The organism is Microbacterium sp. F1-18, assembly GCF_052921305.1.
Genome location: NZ_JBREVD010000001.1, coordinates 1 through 16,077 on the forward strand (window position 1 = coordinate 1; position 16,077 = coordinate 16,077).

Annotated in this window: 16 protein-coding genes; 5 read left to right on the forward strand and 11 right to left on the reverse strand. The window is 70.5% G+C overall.

Going from position 1 to position 16,077, the window contains the following annotated elements:
- Positions 1–201: 201 nt before the first annotated feature.
- From ACU6RU_RS00005 to argC, 9 genes are all read right to left on the reverse strand, one after another.
- The gene (locus ACU6RU_RS00005; RefSeq protein WP_120263073.1) at positions 202–897 is read right to left on the reverse strand and encodes a hypothetical protein; all 696 of its coding nucleotides are present in this window, start codon (positions 895–897) and stop codon (positions 202–204) included.
- Positions 894–1,538 (reverse strand): SatD family protein, encoded by a 645-nt coding sequence (locus ACU6RU_RS00010; RefSeq protein WP_446725592.1) that lies wholly within the window; start codon positions 1,536–1,538, stop codon positions 894–896. The genes ACU6RU_RS00005 and ACU6RU_RS00010 overlap by 4 nt, the downstream gene beginning before the upstream one ends.
- 78 nt (positions 1,539–1,616) lie before the next feature.
- Positions 1,617–3,047, reverse strand: a complete 1,431-nt coding sequence (gene argH, locus ACU6RU_RS00015) for an argininosuccinate lyase (protein WP_446725593.1) — start codon at positions 3,045–3,047, stop codon at positions 1,617–1,619.
- A gap of 9 nt (positions 3,048–3,056) precedes the next feature.
- Positions 3,057–4,157, reverse strand: a complete 1,101-nt coding sequence (locus tag ACU6RU_RS00020; RefSeq protein ID WP_446725594.1) for a heparan-alpha-glucosaminide N-acetyltransferase domain-containing protein — start codon at positions 4,155–4,157, stop codon at positions 3,057–3,059.
- 33 nt (positions 4,158–4,190) lie between these two features.
- The gene (gene argF / locus ACU6RU_RS00025) at positions 4,191–5,114 is read right to left on the reverse strand and encodes an ornithine carbamoyltransferase (protein WP_446725595.1); all 924 of its coding nucleotides are present in this window, start codon (positions 5,112–5,114) and stop codon (positions 4,191–4,193) included.
- The gene (locus tag ACU6RU_RS00030; protein WP_289331146.1) at positions 5,111–6,358 is read right to left on the reverse strand and encodes an acetylornithine transaminase; all 1,248 of its coding nucleotides are present in this window, start codon (positions 6,356–6,358) and stop codon (positions 5,111–5,113) included. Before ACU6RU_RS00030 ends, argF begins: the two co-directional genes overlap by 4 nt.
- Positions 6,355–7,260 (reverse strand): acetylglutamate kinase, encoded by a 906-nt coding sequence (gene argB / locus ACU6RU_RS00035; RefSeq protein ID WP_120263078.1) that lies wholly within the window; start codon positions 7,258–7,260, stop codon positions 6,355–6,357. Before argB ends, ACU6RU_RS00030 begins: the two co-directional genes overlap by 4 nt.
- Entirely contained in the window at positions 7,257–8,414 is a 1,158-nt protein-coding gene (gene argJ, locus ACU6RU_RS00040; RefSeq protein ID WP_289331145.1) for a bifunctional glutamate N-acetyltransferase/amino-acid acetyltransferase ArgJ, read from the reverse strand. The genes argB and argJ overlap by 4 nt, the downstream gene beginning before the upstream one ends.
- Positions 8,411–9,457, reverse strand: a complete 1,047-nt coding sequence (argC, locus tag ACU6RU_RS00045; protein ID WP_446725596.1) for an N-acetyl-gamma-glutamyl-phosphate reductase — start codon at positions 9,455–9,457, stop codon at positions 8,411–8,413. The genes argJ and argC overlap by 4 nt, the downstream gene beginning before the upstream one ends.
- A gap of 375 nt (positions 9,458–9,832) precedes the next feature.
- Here argC and ACU6RU_RS00050 point away from each other — a divergent pair, with 375 nt between their 5' ends.
- From ACU6RU_RS00050 to ACU6RU_RS00065, 4 genes are read left to right on the forward strand one after another with little or no spacing between them, the layout of a single operon-like run.
- Entirely contained in the window at positions 9,833–10,489 is a 657-nt protein-coding gene (locus tag ACU6RU_RS00050) for a hypothetical protein (protein WP_289331144.1), read from the forward strand.
- Positions 10,486–10,785 carry a transcriptional regulator gene (locus ACU6RU_RS00055; RefSeq protein ID WP_071918345.1) on the forward strand — a complete coding sequence of 100 codons (300 nt, stop codon included), beginning with the start codon at positions 10,486–10,488 and terminating at the stop codon, positions 10,783–10,785. The genes ACU6RU_RS00050 and ACU6RU_RS00055 overlap by 4 nt, the downstream gene beginning before the upstream one ends.
- Entirely contained in the window at positions 10,782–11,711 is a 930-nt protein-coding gene (locus ACU6RU_RS00060) for an ABC transporter ATP-binding protein (RefSeq protein WP_289331143.1), read from the forward strand. The genes ACU6RU_RS00055 and ACU6RU_RS00060 overlap by 4 nt, the downstream gene beginning before the upstream one ends.
- On the forward strand, positions 11,711–12,463 hold the full coding sequence (locus tag ACU6RU_RS00065) for an ABC transporter permease (protein WP_289331142.1): 753 nt from the start codon (positions 11,711–11,713) through the stop codon (positions 12,461–12,463). The genes ACU6RU_RS00060 and ACU6RU_RS00065 overlap by 1 nt, the downstream gene beginning before the upstream one ends.
- 33 nt (positions 12,464–12,496) lie before the next feature.
- Here the strand turns inward: ACU6RU_RS00065 and ACU6RU_RS00070 are convergent, their stop codons facing one another.
- Both ACU6RU_RS00070 and ACU6RU_RS00075 read right to left on the reverse strand, forming a co-directional pair.
- Positions 12,497–14,077 carry a hypothetical protein gene (locus tag ACU6RU_RS00070; protein WP_120263084.1) on the reverse strand — a complete coding sequence of 527 codons (1,581 nt, stop codon included), beginning with the start codon at positions 14,075–14,077 and terminating at the stop codon, positions 12,497–12,499.
- Positions 14,059–14,862, reverse strand: coding sequence for an ABC transporter ATP-binding protein (locus tag ACU6RU_RS00075; RefSeq protein WP_259455208.1), 804 nt, complete (start codon positions 14,860–14,862; stop codon positions 14,059–14,061). Before ACU6RU_RS00075 ends, ACU6RU_RS00070 begins: the two co-directional genes overlap by 19 nt.
- A 59-nt stretch (positions 14,863–14,921) precedes the next feature.
- Here ACU6RU_RS00075 and ACU6RU_RS00080 point away from each other — a divergent pair, with 59 nt between their 5' ends.
- On the forward strand, positions 14,922–16,046 hold the full coding sequence (locus ACU6RU_RS00080) for an AAA family ATPase (RefSeq protein WP_289331141.1): 1,125 nt from the start codon (positions 14,922–14,924) through the stop codon (positions 16,044–16,046).
- Positions 16,047–16,077 lie beyond the last annotated feature (31 nt).

Here is a 16,077-nt window from a genome sequence, read left to right on the forward strand (position 1 = left end):
AACGTCATACAGACCGACCACGTGCCCTCGCAGCCGCGCATGGGGACCCAACGCGCGGCGTCGCCGTTCCGTCATCAGGCTGGCGGGCGCCTCGGGCGACGTCGAGGCCCCAGCCCGGCGGCTGAGCCTGATGACGGCACACGAATCAGTCCCCCGAAGCCACGAGACCGGCGGCGTGCTGAGCGCCTCACCGGACGACGCTCAGGCGGCGGTGCCCCACCAGATGAGGAAAGCCGCACCGAGCGCGACGACCCAGCTGACCAGGCTTCCGACGAGGAAGTACTCGGCGCGGTCTCCCCCGTCGTGGTCGCGCGAGATCTCGGGGAAGCGGACGATGCCCTTCGCCGCGAGCACGGCGGCGAGAAGCGTGAACGCTCCAGTGAGGGTGAGCGCGAAGACGAGCACGCGCTCAAGGGGGCCGATGATGCGCCCGCCCTTCAGCTCGTTCGCCGCTTCGGCGGCCACGACCCCGCCGCGGAGCGACGCACGCACGATGACATTGCCCGATTCGACGAGGAACACCAGCGCACCCGCGAGCGCGATGGCGAGGTCGAGGCTCACGACGCCGAGGGGCGAGTCGATCGGCCAGATCCGCTCGAGAGGGCCCTGGCCGTCGCGCACCCCGATGAGCGCGACCGCCACGGCCACGACGACGGCCAGGAGCGCCGCGGGCCACAGGCCCCAGCGGGTGGGCTCGCGCGTCGAGGTGACCGCTGCCCATCCGGCCGCGACGGCGATCGCTGCGAACCACCACGCTGCTGCCCCGGCCCATGCCGCGAGCGGCAGGAGTGCTGCGCCGAGGACGACCAGGACGATCCCAAGCCTCGCACCCGACAGCCTCTTGCGGGCGAGATCGAGCCCGCCGACCGCCAGCAGCATGAGCCCCGCGCCGATCATGACGAACGCTCCGTCAGAGCTGCGTACCCGGCGACGATCGCGGGGGCCCCCGAGGATGCGAGCAGCTGCGAGACCGCCGACTGCGTGATGCCCTCCTCCTTCGCGAGCGCACCCTGCGTGCGGCCGAGGCAGCGACCGTAGGTCAGCCGTCGAGCGCGCTCCGACATCGCCCCGACGATCTCGTCGCGTGAGAGCAGGTAGGCGTTGGCGAAGCGGATGCGGTCGGCCATGGCGACATCCTCGTCCTCCCCTCCGACAACGCGGGTGCGGGCGCGCGGAACCGCGCGGTCCTGCATCGCGTGCACCTGCTCGATCGCCGCGCGCGCACGCCACCACCCCGGGCCGTCGGAGATGTCCGAGCTCTCCGAGACGACCGAGCCGACGTCGCCGACGCCGAGCCCGAACCGCAGCGACGTCTCGTCGGGCAGGGCGAGCTGGAGAAGCAGAAGCCAGGCCAGCGCGTCGTCGAGGTCGTCGAAGACCGCCTGGAACTCATCGGCGAACGTGGCGCGCATGGGCGCCGCGGCGACGGGTAGAGAATGGTCGACCTCGGCCATGGCCGCCTCGATCCGCGCCTGTGTGCGACTGCGGTCTTCGAGCAGACGCGATCCGACGATGTCTGCGATGACGGCGATGGACATAGCGATCAGGCTAGCACTTATATTCTTGGAATATAAGTGTTGAGCTGATGAACCCGATATATCAGCTCTGGGCTGATATCAGAGCTGCCACACACGCACAGCCTGCTGGGCGCGAGCGATCAATGCCGCGCGCTGCTCGTCGACCCGCACCGGTGCGGTACCGCCGACACCGTCGCGGCTGGCGACCGACCCCTCGGGTGAGAGGACACCTCGGACCTCGGGAGAGAGGTGCTCCGAGACCGAGACGAGGTCGTCGTCGGATGCCTCGTGCAGCTCGATCCCGCGCTCTTCGCAGAGCCGCACGAGCGAACCCGAGATCTCATGCGCCTCGCGGAAAGGAACACCACGCTTCACAAGCCATTCGGCGACATCGGTCGCGAGCGAGAAGCCCTGCGGCGCCAACTCGGCCATACGGACGAGATCGAACCGAAGCGTCGCGATCATGCCGGCGAACGCGGGGAGGACGACCTCGAGCGTCTCGATCGAGTCGAAGACAGGCTCTTTGTCCTCCTGCAGATCACGGTTGTACGCCAGCGGCAGCGCCTTGAGGGTGGCGAGCAGACCCGACAGGTTGCCGATCATGCGCCCCGCCTTGCCGCGGGCGAGCTCGGCGATGTCGGGATTCTTCTTCTGCGGCATGATGCTCGACCCGGTCGAATAGCCGTCGTCGAGGGTCACGAAGCCGAACTCGCGGGTGTTCCAGATGATGATGTCTTCCGCGAACCGCGAGATGTCGACGCCGATCATCGCGGCGATGAACGCGAACTCGGCCACAACGTCGCGCGACGACGTGCCGTCGATCGAGTTGTCGGCGGGACGCTCGAGACCGAGTTCCGTCGCCACGAGCTGAGGGTCGAGACCGAGAGTGGCCCCGGCGAGCGCTCCCCCGCCGTACGGCGAGACCCGAGCGCGGGCCGACCAGTCGCGCAGGCGCTCGAGGTCGCGCAGCAGCGGCCACGCGTGGGCCTGCAGGTGATGGGCGAGCAGCACCGGCTGCGCGTGCTGCAGGTGGGTGCGGCCGGGCATGATGGCGCGCGAGTGCGCCTCGGCTTGGCCGACGATGGCGTCGATCACCCGCAGGATGTCGCGGGCGATGACCTCGGCGTGATCGAGCAGGTACAGGCGCACCAGAGTGGCGATCTGGTCGTTGCGGCTGCGGCCGGCGCGCAACTTGCCGCCGAGCTCCGGTCCGACGGTCGCGATGAGAGCGGCTTCGAGCGCGCCGTGCACGTCTTCGTCTCCGGGAGCGGGCTGCAGCGAGCCGTCGCGCACGGCCGCGAGCACCGAGTCGAGCCCCGCGTGCATGCGGCGCTCTTCGTCGGGCGTGAGGTAACCGGCGGCGGCGAGCGCCTTCGCGTGAGCGTGCGATCCGGCGATGTCATAGCCGGCCAGAGCCCAGTCGAAGTGGGTCGATCGGCTCAGGCGTGCCAACTCGGGCGCCGGGCCCGAGGCGAAGCGGGCTCCCCAGAGAGCCCCGGAGTTCGTGCCGCCTGACGTGTCTTCGCTCATCGCTCCAGCCTATCGGGGCGGCATCGCCGCGCCCGGCGCCGCCGAGTGCCCGCGGACGGTCAGCCGCGCGAGTGCGTCGATGCCGGCTTCGAGCGGGCCACGCCCGACGACGAGGGCCCACACGGTGCATCCGAGGATGATGCCGAGGGTCATCGGCCAGAACGGGTCGAGCGCCCGGTAGGCGTCGAGTTCGAACACGCCGGGCTCGGCGGCGGGACGGGTGAGGGCCCACACCACGATCTGCGCCGAGTACGCGGTCAGGGGCATCGAGCCCACCGCGCGCAGCGGCAGAGCGGCCCAGGTGATCGGCGTCCGGCACACGAGCACGCACACGCCGATGGCGAGCAGCGCGAAGCCGCCGGATCCGATCACCTCGAACAGCCCGGAGGAATGGGCCTCGCCCGTCCACGGCGTCTCACCGAAGACCTCCGAGCGCCCCCAGACGATGTCGAGAGCGGCCCCGACCGCCGTCAGGGCGAGCCCGGCGAGGGCGACGAGCCACGGGGTCGCGCGCGAGCGCAGGTCGAGGCGCGCCACGCCCATACCCGCCAGGACGAACGCCATCCAGGTGAGGAAGGGGTAGTGCCAACCGAGGGCGTTCGATAGATCGACCCCGGCGGGCGTCGACCAGAACGCCAGGCCGTCGATCGCCGCCTGCGGGAACGGCGCGACGAGCCCCACGACCCCGGCCGCGATGACCAGCGTACGCGCCCGCAGCGGCAGGACCGCGGCGGCGATCACGAACAGCAGCGCGTAGGCGGGGAGGATGACGTACACCGGCACCGCGAGGAACAGCAGCAGCACGCCGATCACCCAGATCGCCCCGGCCCGCACGAGCAGGCGCAGACGAGTCGTCTCGAGTCGTGGGCCGCGCAGCGGCACCGGGCCGCCGCTGATGAGCCCGATCGACACGCCCGCGAGGGTGGCGAACAGGATGGACGAGCGACCGTGGACGATCCCCTCGTACGAGGAGGGGATCGTCCAATCGAAGTCGGGGATCGCGAGCAGGTGTGCTGCCAGCATCCCGATCACGGCGAGGCCGCGAGCGAGGTCGATGCCGTCGATGCGCGACGGCGCGAACAGCGGGCGGCGCCGCAGCATCTCGCTCATCCCCGACACCGAACGCTCCTCACCGCCTCGTGGTCACTGCTGACGCAGCAGCCAGATCAGCAGCGCCTTCTGCGCGTGGAGGCGGTTCTCTGCTTCGTCCCAGACGACGCTGTCCGATCCGTCGATGACGTCGGCGTCGACCTCGTACCCGCGATCGGCGGGCAGGCAGTGCATGAAGATCGCGCCGTCGGCAGCGGCATCCATCGTCTGCTGCGTCACCTTGTACGCGCCCAGATCGCGGATGCGTGCGATCTTCTCCTCTTCCTTGCCCATCGAGACCCAGGTGTCGGTCACGATGACGTCGGCACCGGATGCCGTCTCGAGCGGGTCGACCAGGATCGTGACCGAGCCGCCCGTCTGGGCCGCGATGCGCTGCGCGTCTGCCACGACGTCCTCACGGGGACCGTAACCCTCCGGAGACGCGACGCGGACGTGCATCCCCGCGGTCACGCCGGCGAGCACGTACGAGTGACCCATGTTCGACTGACCGTCGCCGAAGAACGACAGCGTGAGCCCGGCGAGGTCACCCTTGTGCTCGCGAATCGTCAGCAAGTCGGCGAGCAGCTGGCAGGGGTGGAAATCGTCGCTCAGCGCGTTGACGACCGGAACGCGGGTGCCGCGGGCCATCTCCTCGAGCCCGGCCTGCGCGTACGTGCGCCAGACGATCGCGGCGACCTGCCGCTCGAGCACCCGTGCGGTGTCGGACGGGGTCTCCTTGCCGCCGAGCTGGCTGCTGGCGGTCGAGATGATCAGCGGCGAACCGCCCAGGTCGGCGATGCCGACAGCGAACGAGACGCGCGTGCGCGTCGACGACTTGTCGAAGATGACCGCGACGGTCTGCGGGCCCTCGAGGGGCTTCAGCTTCCAGCGGTCCTTCTTCAGCGACAGGGCGAGGTCGAGCACCTCGGCCTGCTCGGCCGGGCTCAGGTCGTCGTCGCGGAGCAGATGGCGGGTCATGCGGATTCCTCCGTGGTCGTGTTCTCGAGAAGCAGGGCCGACTCGACGGTGCGCAGCGCGGCGGTGAAAAGCTCGGCGAACTCGTCGATCTCGACGTCGCCGATGGTGAGCGGCGGGGCGATCCGCACCGTGCGGTCGTTGGCCGCGTTGACGATCAGCCCGTGCTCCTGCGCCGCGGCCACGACGGCGCCGGCGACCGGATGCCGCAGCCCGACGCCCAGCAGCAGGCCCTGTCCGCGCACGCCGTCGATGAGCGGCGAGTCGATCGACTCGAGAACCTGCCGCACGCGCGCGCCGTGGGTGGCGGCGGCGTCGACGAGTCCGGCGTTCTCGATCTCGCCGAGAACGGCCGAGGCGACGGCGGTGCCCAGCGGGTTGCCGCCGAACGTCGAACCGTGGGTGCCCGGGTAGAACAGCTCGCTCGCGCTCGCGAACGTGATGAGCGCGCCGATCGGGAAGCCGCCGCCGATGCCTTTGGCGACCGTGATCGCGTCGGGCTCGATGCCGGCGTGCTGGAACGCGAACCACGCGCCGGTGCGCCCGGCGCCGGTCTGGATCTCGTCGATGATCAGCAGCGCGCCGTGGCGCTTCGTGATCTCTCGCGCCGCCACGAGATAGCCCTCGGGCAGCGGGATGACGCCCGCTTCGCCCTTGATGGGCTCGACGAACAGCGCCGCGACGCGATCGTCGATCGCGGCCTCGAGGGCCTCGATCGTCGAGTCGATGCTCTCGACGCCGGGAACCATCGGCTCGAACGGCTGCTGCATCTGCGGCTTGCCGGTCAGGGCGAGGGTGCCCATCGTGCGCCCGTGGAAGGCATCCTTCAGCGCGAGGATACGGGGGCGCTCGGCTCCTCCGTGCAGACGTGCGAGCTTGAACGCCGCCTCATTGGCCTCGGCGCCGGAGTTGCCGAAGTACACGCGTCCGGCGTCACCGGTGCCCGCGAGACGCTTGAGCTTCGCCGCGAGGTCGAGCTGCGGCGGCGTCGCGAAGTAGTTCGACACGTGCGAGAGGGTGGCCGCCTGGCGCGAGACCGCCTCGACGAACACGGGGTGGGCGTGCCCGAGCGAGTTGACGGCGATGCCCGCGAGGAAGTCGAGGTATCGCTTGCCGTCGGCATCCCAGACGTATGCCCCCTCGCCGCGTTCGAGCAGCGCCAGGCGCGCACCCGCGCTGCGCACGAGGTCACGATCGACGTCGTCCGCCCATGTGGGCGCCGTCTGCTGGATCGTCGGGTTCGTCATCCCGCCACCACCTCCGTACCGATTCCTTGTGCTGTGAAGACCTCGACCAGCACCGAGTGGGGCTGGCGTCCGTCGATGATGGCCGCCGTGTCCACTCCCCCGTCGACCGCGTCGAGGCAGGCCTGCATCTTCGGGATCATCCCCGACTCGAGCTTCGGCAGCATCGCGCGGAGGTCCGTCGACGTCAGATGCGACACGAGCGAGTCGCGGTTGGGCCAGTCGGCGTAGAGGCCGGGCACGTCGGTGAGGACGACGAGCTTCGTGGCACCGAGAGCCGTCGCGAGGGCCGCGGCCGCGGCATCCGCGTTGACATTGAGCGACTGACCCGGATTGTCGAGGTCGGGGGCGATCGAGGAGATGACCGGGATGCGTCCCGCGTCGAGCTGATCGTGGACCGGCTGCGGATCGACCTCGACGACATCGCCGACGTGGCCGAGGTCATGCTCGGTGCCGTCGATCACGACACCGCGGCGGCGGCCGCCGAACAGCCCGGCATCCTCACCCGACAGGCCCGTCGCGAACGGACCGTACGCGTTGATACGGGCGACGAGCTGCGGATTGATCTGCCCCGTGAGCACCATGCGGACGACGTCGATCGCCTCGGTGCTCGTGACCCGGTAGCCGCCCTTGAACTCGCTCTCGATCGAGAGCCGGTCGAGCATCTTGGAGATCTGCGGGCCGCCGCCGTGCACGACGACGGGCTTGACACCCACGAAGCGCAGATAGGCGATGTCCTGGGCGAAGGACTCCTGCAACTCCTCGGAGACCATCGCGTTGCCGCCGTACTTGATGACGATGATCTGGTCGCGGAAGCGCTGCAGCCACGGCAGCGACTCGATGAGGACGCCCGCCTTGGCTGCCGCCTCTTCGGGGGTCGTGTACTGGAGGTCGATGTCGTTCATGAGGAGTAAGCGCTGTTCTCGTGGACGTAGTCGTGCGTCAGGTCGTTCGTGAGGATCGTCGCCGTCGCATCGCCCGACTTCAGGTCGATGAGGATGTGCGTCGCGCGAGGCGTCAGGTCGACCTCCTCACGCGGGCGGTCGGGCCCACCGGCCGTGCAGACCCGCACCCCGTTGAACGACACGTCGACGTCGTACGGGTCGAACGCGGCATCCGTCGTGCCGATCGCCGCGAGCACGCGGCCCCAGTTGGGGTCGTTGCCGAAGATCGCGGCCTTGAACAGGTTGTTGCGGGCTACGGAGCGTCCGACGACGACAGCATCCTCTTCGGATGCCGCCCCGACGACCTCGATCGAGATGTCGTGGCTCGCGCCTTCGGCGTCGCCCTGCAACTGCTCGGCGAGGTCGGCGCAGAGCTCGGCGAGCGCGTCGGCGAAGTCCGCGGCATCCGGAGTCACTCCCGACGCGCCGCTGACCATCAGCGTCACCTGGTCGTTGGTCGACATGCATCCGTCGGAGTCGAGCCGGTCGAAGCTCGTGCGCGTCGCGGACCGGAGCGCCGCGTCGGCCTGCGCCGAATCGAGGACGGCGTCGGTGGTGATGACGACGAGCATCGTCGCGAGGCCCGGAGCGAGCATCCCCGCGCCCTTCGCCATACCGCCGATCGTCCAGCCACCCCGGGAGACGACGGCGCGCTTGGGGCGCGAGTCGGTGGTCATGATCGCGAGCGAGGCGGCCTCGCCGCCGTCGGCGCTGAGCGAGCCGATCGCAGCGGTGGTGCCGTCGAGCACCTTGGCTCGGAACACCTCATCGCCGGTGCCGATGAGTCCGGTCGAGCAGACGAGCACATCGCCCGAGCTCACATCGAGCAGCTCGCCCGCCTTCTCGGCGGTCTGATGCGTCGTCTGGAAGCCGAAGCTGCCGGTGAAGCAGTTCGCTCCCCCCGAGTTGAGGACGACGGCCTCGACCACACCATCGGCGATCGCCTGCTGCGACCAGATGATCGGGTTCGCCTTGGCGCGGTTCGAGGTGAAGACCGCGGCGCCGACCTTGAGCGGGCCGCGGTTGACGACGACGGCGACGTCGGGCTTTCCGGTGGACTTCAGACCCGCGGCGACGCCGGCGGCTTCGAAACCCTGGGGGGCGGTGACGCTCACGGGGCGACTCCGTTCACGCTCAGGCCCGTGGTCTCGGCGAAACCGAGGGCGATGTTCATCGACTGGATGGCGGCACCCGCGGTGCCTTTGGCGAGGTTGTCCACCGCGGTCACAACGACCACCCGGCCGGCAGCACGGTCGATCGCGAGGCCCATGAGGGCGGTGTTCGCGCCGGTGACGTCGGCGGTGCGGGGGAACGACCCTTCGGGCAGCAGCTGCACGAAGGTCTCGTCGGCGTAGGCGCTCTCCCACGCCTCGCGGATCTGCGCGTCGCTGACGCCGTCTGCGATCGGGGCGGTCGAGGTGGCGAGGATGCCGCGCGACATCGGCACGAGGACCGGAGTGAACGAGATGCGGATGTCACCCGCCGCACCCGCGCCGCGCAGCGCCTGCCGGATCTCGGGGATGTGGCGGTGCGTCCCGCCGATCGCGTACGGGTTGGCCGATCCGAGGATCTCGGCGGCGAGGAGGTTCGTCTTCAGGCTCTTGCCCGCGCCCGAGGGGCCGACGGCCAGCACGCTCACGATGTCGCCCGGGTCGATCACGCCGGCCGCGACCCCGGGGGCGAGGCTCAGCGCGACGGTCGACGCGTTGCAACCGGGGGCCGCGATGCGCGAGGCCCCGATGAGCTTCTCCCGCTGCTTGCCGCCGCCGGTCAGAAGCTCGGGCACGCCGTAGGTCCAGGGTTCGTGGAACTCGCCGCCGTAGAAGGCATCCCAGTCGTCGGACGAGGTCAGCCGGTGGTCGGCACCCGCGTCGATGACGAGGGTGGTGTCGGCGAGCGCGTCGGTGTACTGCCCGGACTGTCCGTGCGGGAGGGCCAGGAACACGATGTCGTGCCCGGCCAGGACCTCGGGCGTCGAGGGCTGCAGCGTGAGATGGCGCAGCGACCGCAGATGCGGCTGGTGGTCGATGAGGGGCTGACCGGCGTTGGAGTGCGCGGTGACCGTGCGGATCTCGACCTCGGGGTGAGCGGCGAGCAGGCGCAGGATCTCGCCTCCCGCGTATCCGGATGCGCCGGAGACGGCGACGGAGAGGGGCATGACTTCCACCTTATTGTCTGGGATGACGTCGCCTCTGCGGCGACGGGGACCGGCGGCGGCGACACCACGCGCTCGACCGCGGATGCGGGAGCGTGCAGGGTCGCCTAGCGTCGGCGGTCGCCCAGACGTCGGCGCGCGCGAAGCACCGTGACGGTGCGCTGCGGAGCCGAAGACATGCGCCGACAGTAGCGCTCGCTCGCGGCATCCGCCAAATCCCCTGCGGGCAGCGCGCGTGGCGTGGGGCGCAGTTGCGCCTGTCGAGCGCGATTCGAACTGCGCCTATGCCGCCGAAGTGCGCCCGATGCGGCGAGGCGACGGGAACGGGGACGGGACGCCGAGTTGACGGAGTCAAGTTTGCAATGCAAAGTGGTTTGCATGGAGCACGATTCGATGGATGACGAGCAGCAGGCCGACCCGGCGGCGATGCTCGCCCTCATGCAGGACCAGCGCCGGCGCACCGCGCACTGGGTCAACCGCAACTACGCGGTGATGCTCATCACCTGGGCGGCGGCGTGGATCATCGGGTTCGGAGCTATCTGGAGCGCGGCGAGCGGCGGTGGGAATCCGTGGTTCCGCATCCCGACGACGCCCGCGTGGATCGTCTTCGGCGTGGTGCTCGTGGCGGGCATCGTCGTGTCCGGTGTGGCCGGCATCCGCTCGGGTATCGGCGTGCGCGGACCGTCGCGCCTGGCCGGAGCCATGTACGGCTGGGCGTGGTCGCTGTCGATGTTCGGCGCCGGACTCCTGGTCGGTGCGGTGCAGCGCACGGGCGCGGATGCCGCGGTGATGGCGGTGCTCTCCCCCGCGATCTTCGTCCTGCTGGTCGGCGTGCTCTACCTCGCCGGGGGTGCGCTCTGGCGCTCGCCCGTCCAGTACGCGCTCGGTGTCGTCATGATCGCCACCGCGATCGTCGCGTCGTACGCGGGCTCCCCCACCAACTACCTCGTCTACGCGACGGTCGGGCCGTTCGCGATGCTCGTCGTCGCGACCCTGATGCTTCGCGGCGTCATCCCGGCAGAAGGCAGCCGATGACCGAGCTCGACCCGGTGATCCACGCCCCCGCCCGTCTGCGCATCGTGACGGCGCTGAACGAGGCTCTCGCCGACGGCGACGAAGTGACCTTTCCCGTGCTGCAGAAACTGCTCGGGATGACCGCGGGCAATCTCACCACGCACCTCGCGAAGCTCGAGGCTGCCGGATACGTCGAGACCGCGAAGGCCTTCGCGGGCCGGAAGCCCGTGACCTACGTTGCGCTGACGCCCGCCGGGCGTGCCGCGTTCCGCACCTATCGCACCCACCTGCTCGATCTCCTCGGAGGAGGATCATGACCGCCCTCATCAGCACCCGCGACCTCGTGAAGCGTTTCGGCGACGTGACCGCGCTGGCCGGGGTGACCCTCGACATCCACGCCGGCGAATGCGTCGGCCTGCTCGGCCCGAACGGCGCCGGCAAGACGACGCTGCTCTCGCTCGTCGAGGGCCTGCGAACGCCGACGAGCGGCGAAGTGCGCCTGTTCGGCGGCGACCCGCGCGCCGCGTCATCCCGCGTGCGGCTCGGCTCGACGCCCCAGGCGACGGCCCTGCCCGACGCCTTGCGCGTGGGCGAGGTCCTCGACTTCGTCGCGGCGCACTTCCCTCATCCCTCGCCCCGCAGCCGCATCGTCGACGAGTTCGATCTCGGCCCACTGCTGCGCCAGCAGTGCGGCGCACTGTCGGGCGGCCAACAGCGCCGGGTCGCCGTTGCGCTGGCATTCGTCGGCGATCCCGACCTCGTGCTGCTCGACGAGCCCACGACCGGTCTCGACGTCGACGCCCGACGAGCCCTCTGGGATGCCGTCCGCGCCCGGCACGCCGCCGGATGCGCCGTGGTCGTCACGAGCCACCACCTCGAAGAGATCGAGCAGCTCGCCCAGCGTGTCGTCGTCATCGACGACGGCGTCGTGCGCACCGACGACACGCTCGCGGCTGTCGTGTCGAGCGTCTCGCGTCGCCGCGTCACCCTGCGCGGTGTCTCGGCAGACGACATCCGGCGCCTCGACCCCGAGGCATCCGTCACCGTCTCTCACGGCACCGCGTTGGACGACACGGCCTCTGGCGGCACCGTCACCGCCGTCGTCGCCGACTCCGACGCTCTCGTCCGCTCGCTCGTCACCGCCGGTCTCCCCTTCGCCGACCTCACGGTGCGCGGGGCGACCCTCGAAGAGGCGTTCCTCACCCTGACCTCCACGTCCGCACACACCGACAAGGCCGCCTGATGTCCACGCTCTCGCTCACTCTCACCGCGACCAAGTACAACCTCGTCGAGACCGCACGGGTTCCGATCGCCGTCATCGGGTCGGTCGTCTTCCCCACCCTCGCGTTCTGCCTCTTCGTGCTGCCGCAGGGGGCGGTTGTGGCCGACAGCACCGTCGCGACAGCCGCTGTCTGTTCGATGGTGGTGTTCGCCTTCATGTCGTCGGGGCTGTTCTCCGTCGGCATCGAACTCGCCGAGCAGCGCTCGAAGCCGTGGACGCCGTACCTGCGTACGCTCCCCGGAAGCCCGCTCGCCCGCATCGGCGCCCTCATCCTCGCGACCCTCGCGATCGCGACCGTCGCGATGCTGCCGCTGCTCGTCGTCGGCGGGATCTTCACGAGCGCGCGCCCCGAACCGCTTCGGTTGCTCGCGGCCATCGTGCTCGTGATCGCGACGGCGCTGCCGCCGATGCTCATCGGCGCGATCATCGGTCTCACGACAGGCCCGAAGGCGGCCATCGCCGTCACGCAGGTCGCGCTGTTCCTGCTGGCTTTCGGCGGTGGCCTGTTCCTGCCCCCGCAGCTGTTCCCCGCGTGGCTCGACACCGCATCGTCGGCTCTGCCGATCCGTCAGGCGCGAGAGATCGTGGTCGGCGTCGCGACGGGGTCCGAGGTGCCGCTGTGGGCGGTGCTCGGCGTCATCGCGTGGACGGTCGCGCTGGGAGCCCTCGTCGTGTGGCTGTACCGACGCGACGAGGGCCGCCGCTACCGCTGATCGCGAGCGGCCCCCGGCAGGATCCCGCGTAGATCAGGTGGGGAACGACTTGATGCGCACGAGCAGGTCGGGGCCCGTCCGCTCGAGTGTCCGCCCGCCGACGAGGACGCCGACGATCGCGACCACGGCACCGAAGACGACACCGACGGCCAGCGCGATCCAGCCCCACATCGCATCTCCCGTGACGGCGTTCACGATCGCGGGAACGATAGCCGGCAGCGACAGCGCGATCACCGCGGCCCATACGACGAACACCAGCAAGCCGACGATGGAGTTCTGGCCCGGCGTGCTCTTGAACGGGCTGTCACCGGGCGCGGGCACGGGCGTGACGATGAGCGCCGACGACACAGCGCACGCGCCGTATCCGGCCAGCAGCACGCCGAGCGCCGCGCCGAGGACGGCGGGCAGGTGCGCCGCGTCGCCCGCGACCACGGCCGTCGCGACCGCGATGACGAGGATGAGCGGGATGCCGACGCACGCGGCCCCGAGCAGACGCCCGAGGCGGTCGGCGCGGCCCGAGATGCCCGTGGCGAGGGTCGTGCCGAATGCCGTCCCGTCGAACGAGACGTCGGCGTAGCCGACCGCCGCCATCACGAGCGCGGCCAGGACGGGCGAGATCAGGAACATGAACCCGTCCGTTCCGCCCGTGAAGGCGAACAGCACCGGGAACAGCGGGATGACGATGAGCTGACGGAGGTAGCGCGGGTCGCGCAGCCATCCCGAGAGCGACCGCGCCCACGTCGCACCGACACCACCGGTCGGCATGACGCCGAACAGGCCGAGCTTTCCGGCCGCGACCGCGCGGGTCGCGCGCTGACGCGGCGACGACACGGCGGTCTCGATGACGCGGTCCCACACGATCCACAGCACGACGAGGGTCGCGATGGCGATCGCCGTGCTCGCGAGAGCGGGCAGCCATTGCCCCGCCGCGACGCTGGGGGCGACCGACCAGGCGGCACCGAGCGGGGTCCAGGCGAGGATGCCGGCCGCCTGCTGGATACGCGTCCAGAGATCACCGCCCGCCTGGTCGAGCAGCGCCGCGACGCCCGTCAGGATGGGGCCGGTCATGATGAGCACGACGAGCACGACGGTGCCGATGATCTCGCGCGATCGGCGACCGCCCATGCCACCCGACAGCTCGCCCATCAGACGCGACGCCAGCACGCAGGTCAGCACGCCGAGCAGGACGGTGGGAACCGCGACGACCGCAGCGACCGGCCAGCGCACCCAGACGATGAGCGTCGCGAGGGCGGCGACGGTGGTGACGATCCCAGGGATGCCGGTGAGCCCGGTGCCCGCGAGAGCGAGCATGACTTGGCGGCGCGTCAGCGGGAACGGCGCGAGGCGCACGGCGTCGACGGTGCTGTCGAGCCCCGCGATGATGATCGGACCGACGAGCCAGCCGAGGATCAGCGCCGAGCCGCCGAGGACGGAGACCACGGTCGCCACTTCGAGGTTCTGGAAGATCGACAGCGCGATGAGCGCCGTGACCAGACCGCCGAGGATACCGAGCCCCCACAGCGACCCGAGGATGAAGCCGACCAGCTGCCAGGGCCGCCGAGCGAGCGTGTTCCCGAGAACGCGATAACGCAGCTTCAGGACTGTCGCAACCACTGCGGTCCCTCCGACTGGTGGCGTCCGCCCACGAGCGAGACGAAACGGTCCTGCAGGCTCTCACCGGCGCGCACCTCGTCGATGGTGCCCGCGGCCAGCACCCGGCCGGCGGCGATGACGGCGACGTGGTCGCACATGCGCTGGACGAGATCCATGGAGTGGCTCGAGACGATCACCGAGCCGCCCGAGGTCGTGTAGCTGCGCAGGACGTCCTCGATGTTCGCGGCAGACACCGGGTCGACCGACTCGAACGGCTCGTCGAGCACCAGCAGACGCGGGGCGTGCACGAGGGCGCAGGCGAGCGCGACCTTCTTGGTCATACCGGCGGAGTAGTCGGCGACGATGGTCCCGGCCGCGGCGCGCAGGTCCATGAGGTCGAGCAGGTCCGACACGCGCGGCGCGATCTCGGGGCGCGGCAGCCCGAACATCATCGCGGTGTAGGTGATGAGCTGTTCTCCCGTGAGGCGGTCGAAGAGCCGCACACCGTCGGCGAGGTTGCCGATCGTGCGCTTCGCGGCCACCGGGTCGCGCCATACGTCGATGCCGTGGACGCGGGCGGTGCCGGCATCCGGGCGCAGCAGGCCCGTGGCCATCGAGAGGCTCGTGGTCTTGCCCGCGCCGTTCGGACCGACGAGGCCGTAGAACGACCCGCTCGGAACGACGAGGTCGATGCCGTCGACGGCGACCTTCTCGCCGAACCTCTTGACCAGGCCGTGCAGCTCGAGGGCGGGGGCGGCATCAGCCGCCGGGGACGATGGGGTGACGCTGGCTGGGATCTCGCTCACGGCCCCGACACTATCGGGAAGCGGGCGGCGGTGTCAGAAGCGGATGCCAGAGTGAAGGGATGCTGCGCACTCTGGCTGTATCGGGATACCGTTCGCTCCGCGATGTCGTGGTGCCGCTCGGCGACCTCACCGTCGTCACCGGCCCCAACGGTTCGGGCAAGTCGAACCTCTACCGCGCCTTGCGCCTGCTGGCCGCGGCCGCGCAGGGCGACATCGTCGGGGCGCTCGCCCGGGAGGGCGGTCTGCCGTCGGTGCTATGGGCGGGACCCGAGAACGGCGGCGGCCAGGGAACCGTGCGACGCGGGCCGATCGCGGTTCAGCTCGGCTACGCGTCCGACGAGCTGGGGTACCTCATCGATCTCGGTATCCCTCAGGGCGATCAGACCAGTCCGTTCGCCCGCGACCCCGAGATCAAGCGCGAACAGGTCTTCGCCGGCACCGTCGCCAAGCCATCGACGCTGCTCATCGATCGCACCCGGCAGCTGACGCGGGTGCGAGAGCACTCGTGGACCATGCTCGACCAGCAGCTGGCACCGTACGAGAGCATCGTCACCGACCTCGCCGAGGGCGACACCGCCCCCGAGCTGTTGACGCTTCGGCGCGGGATGACCGCCTGGCGCTTCTACGACCACTTCCGGGTCGACCTCGGCGCGCCCGCACGCCAGCCGCAGGTGGGCACCCGCAGCCACACCCTCGCGCACGACGGCGCGAACCTCGCCGCCACCTGGGCGACGATCGTCGATGCCGGGCACGGCCCAGCGCTCGCCCGAGCGGTCGACGATGCCTTTCCGGGCAGCCGCGTGCGCGTCGTGACCTCCGACGGTCTGTTCCGGCTGACGATCGAACAACCCGGGCTGCTGCGGCCTCTCGACGCGGCCGAGCTCTCGGACGGCACGCTGCGGTACCTGCTGCTCTGCGCCGCGCTGCTGCCTGCGCGCCCGGCCCCGCTGCTCGTACTCAACGAGCCCGAGGCGAGCCTGCATCCCTCGCTCCTGGGTCCGCTGGCATCGCTGGTACGCACGGCATCCGAACGCACTCAGGTCATCACCGTCTCGCATGCCGATGCCCTCGTCGACGCTCTGCCCGAGCCGGCGCGCGTCGAGTTGCAGCGCTCCGACGCCGAGACGATCGTGCGCGGTCAGGGCCTTCTCGACGTTCCGGCGTGGAACTGGGGCTCGCGCTGAGCCGGGCACGCGTCAGGCGCAGTTCCGAACG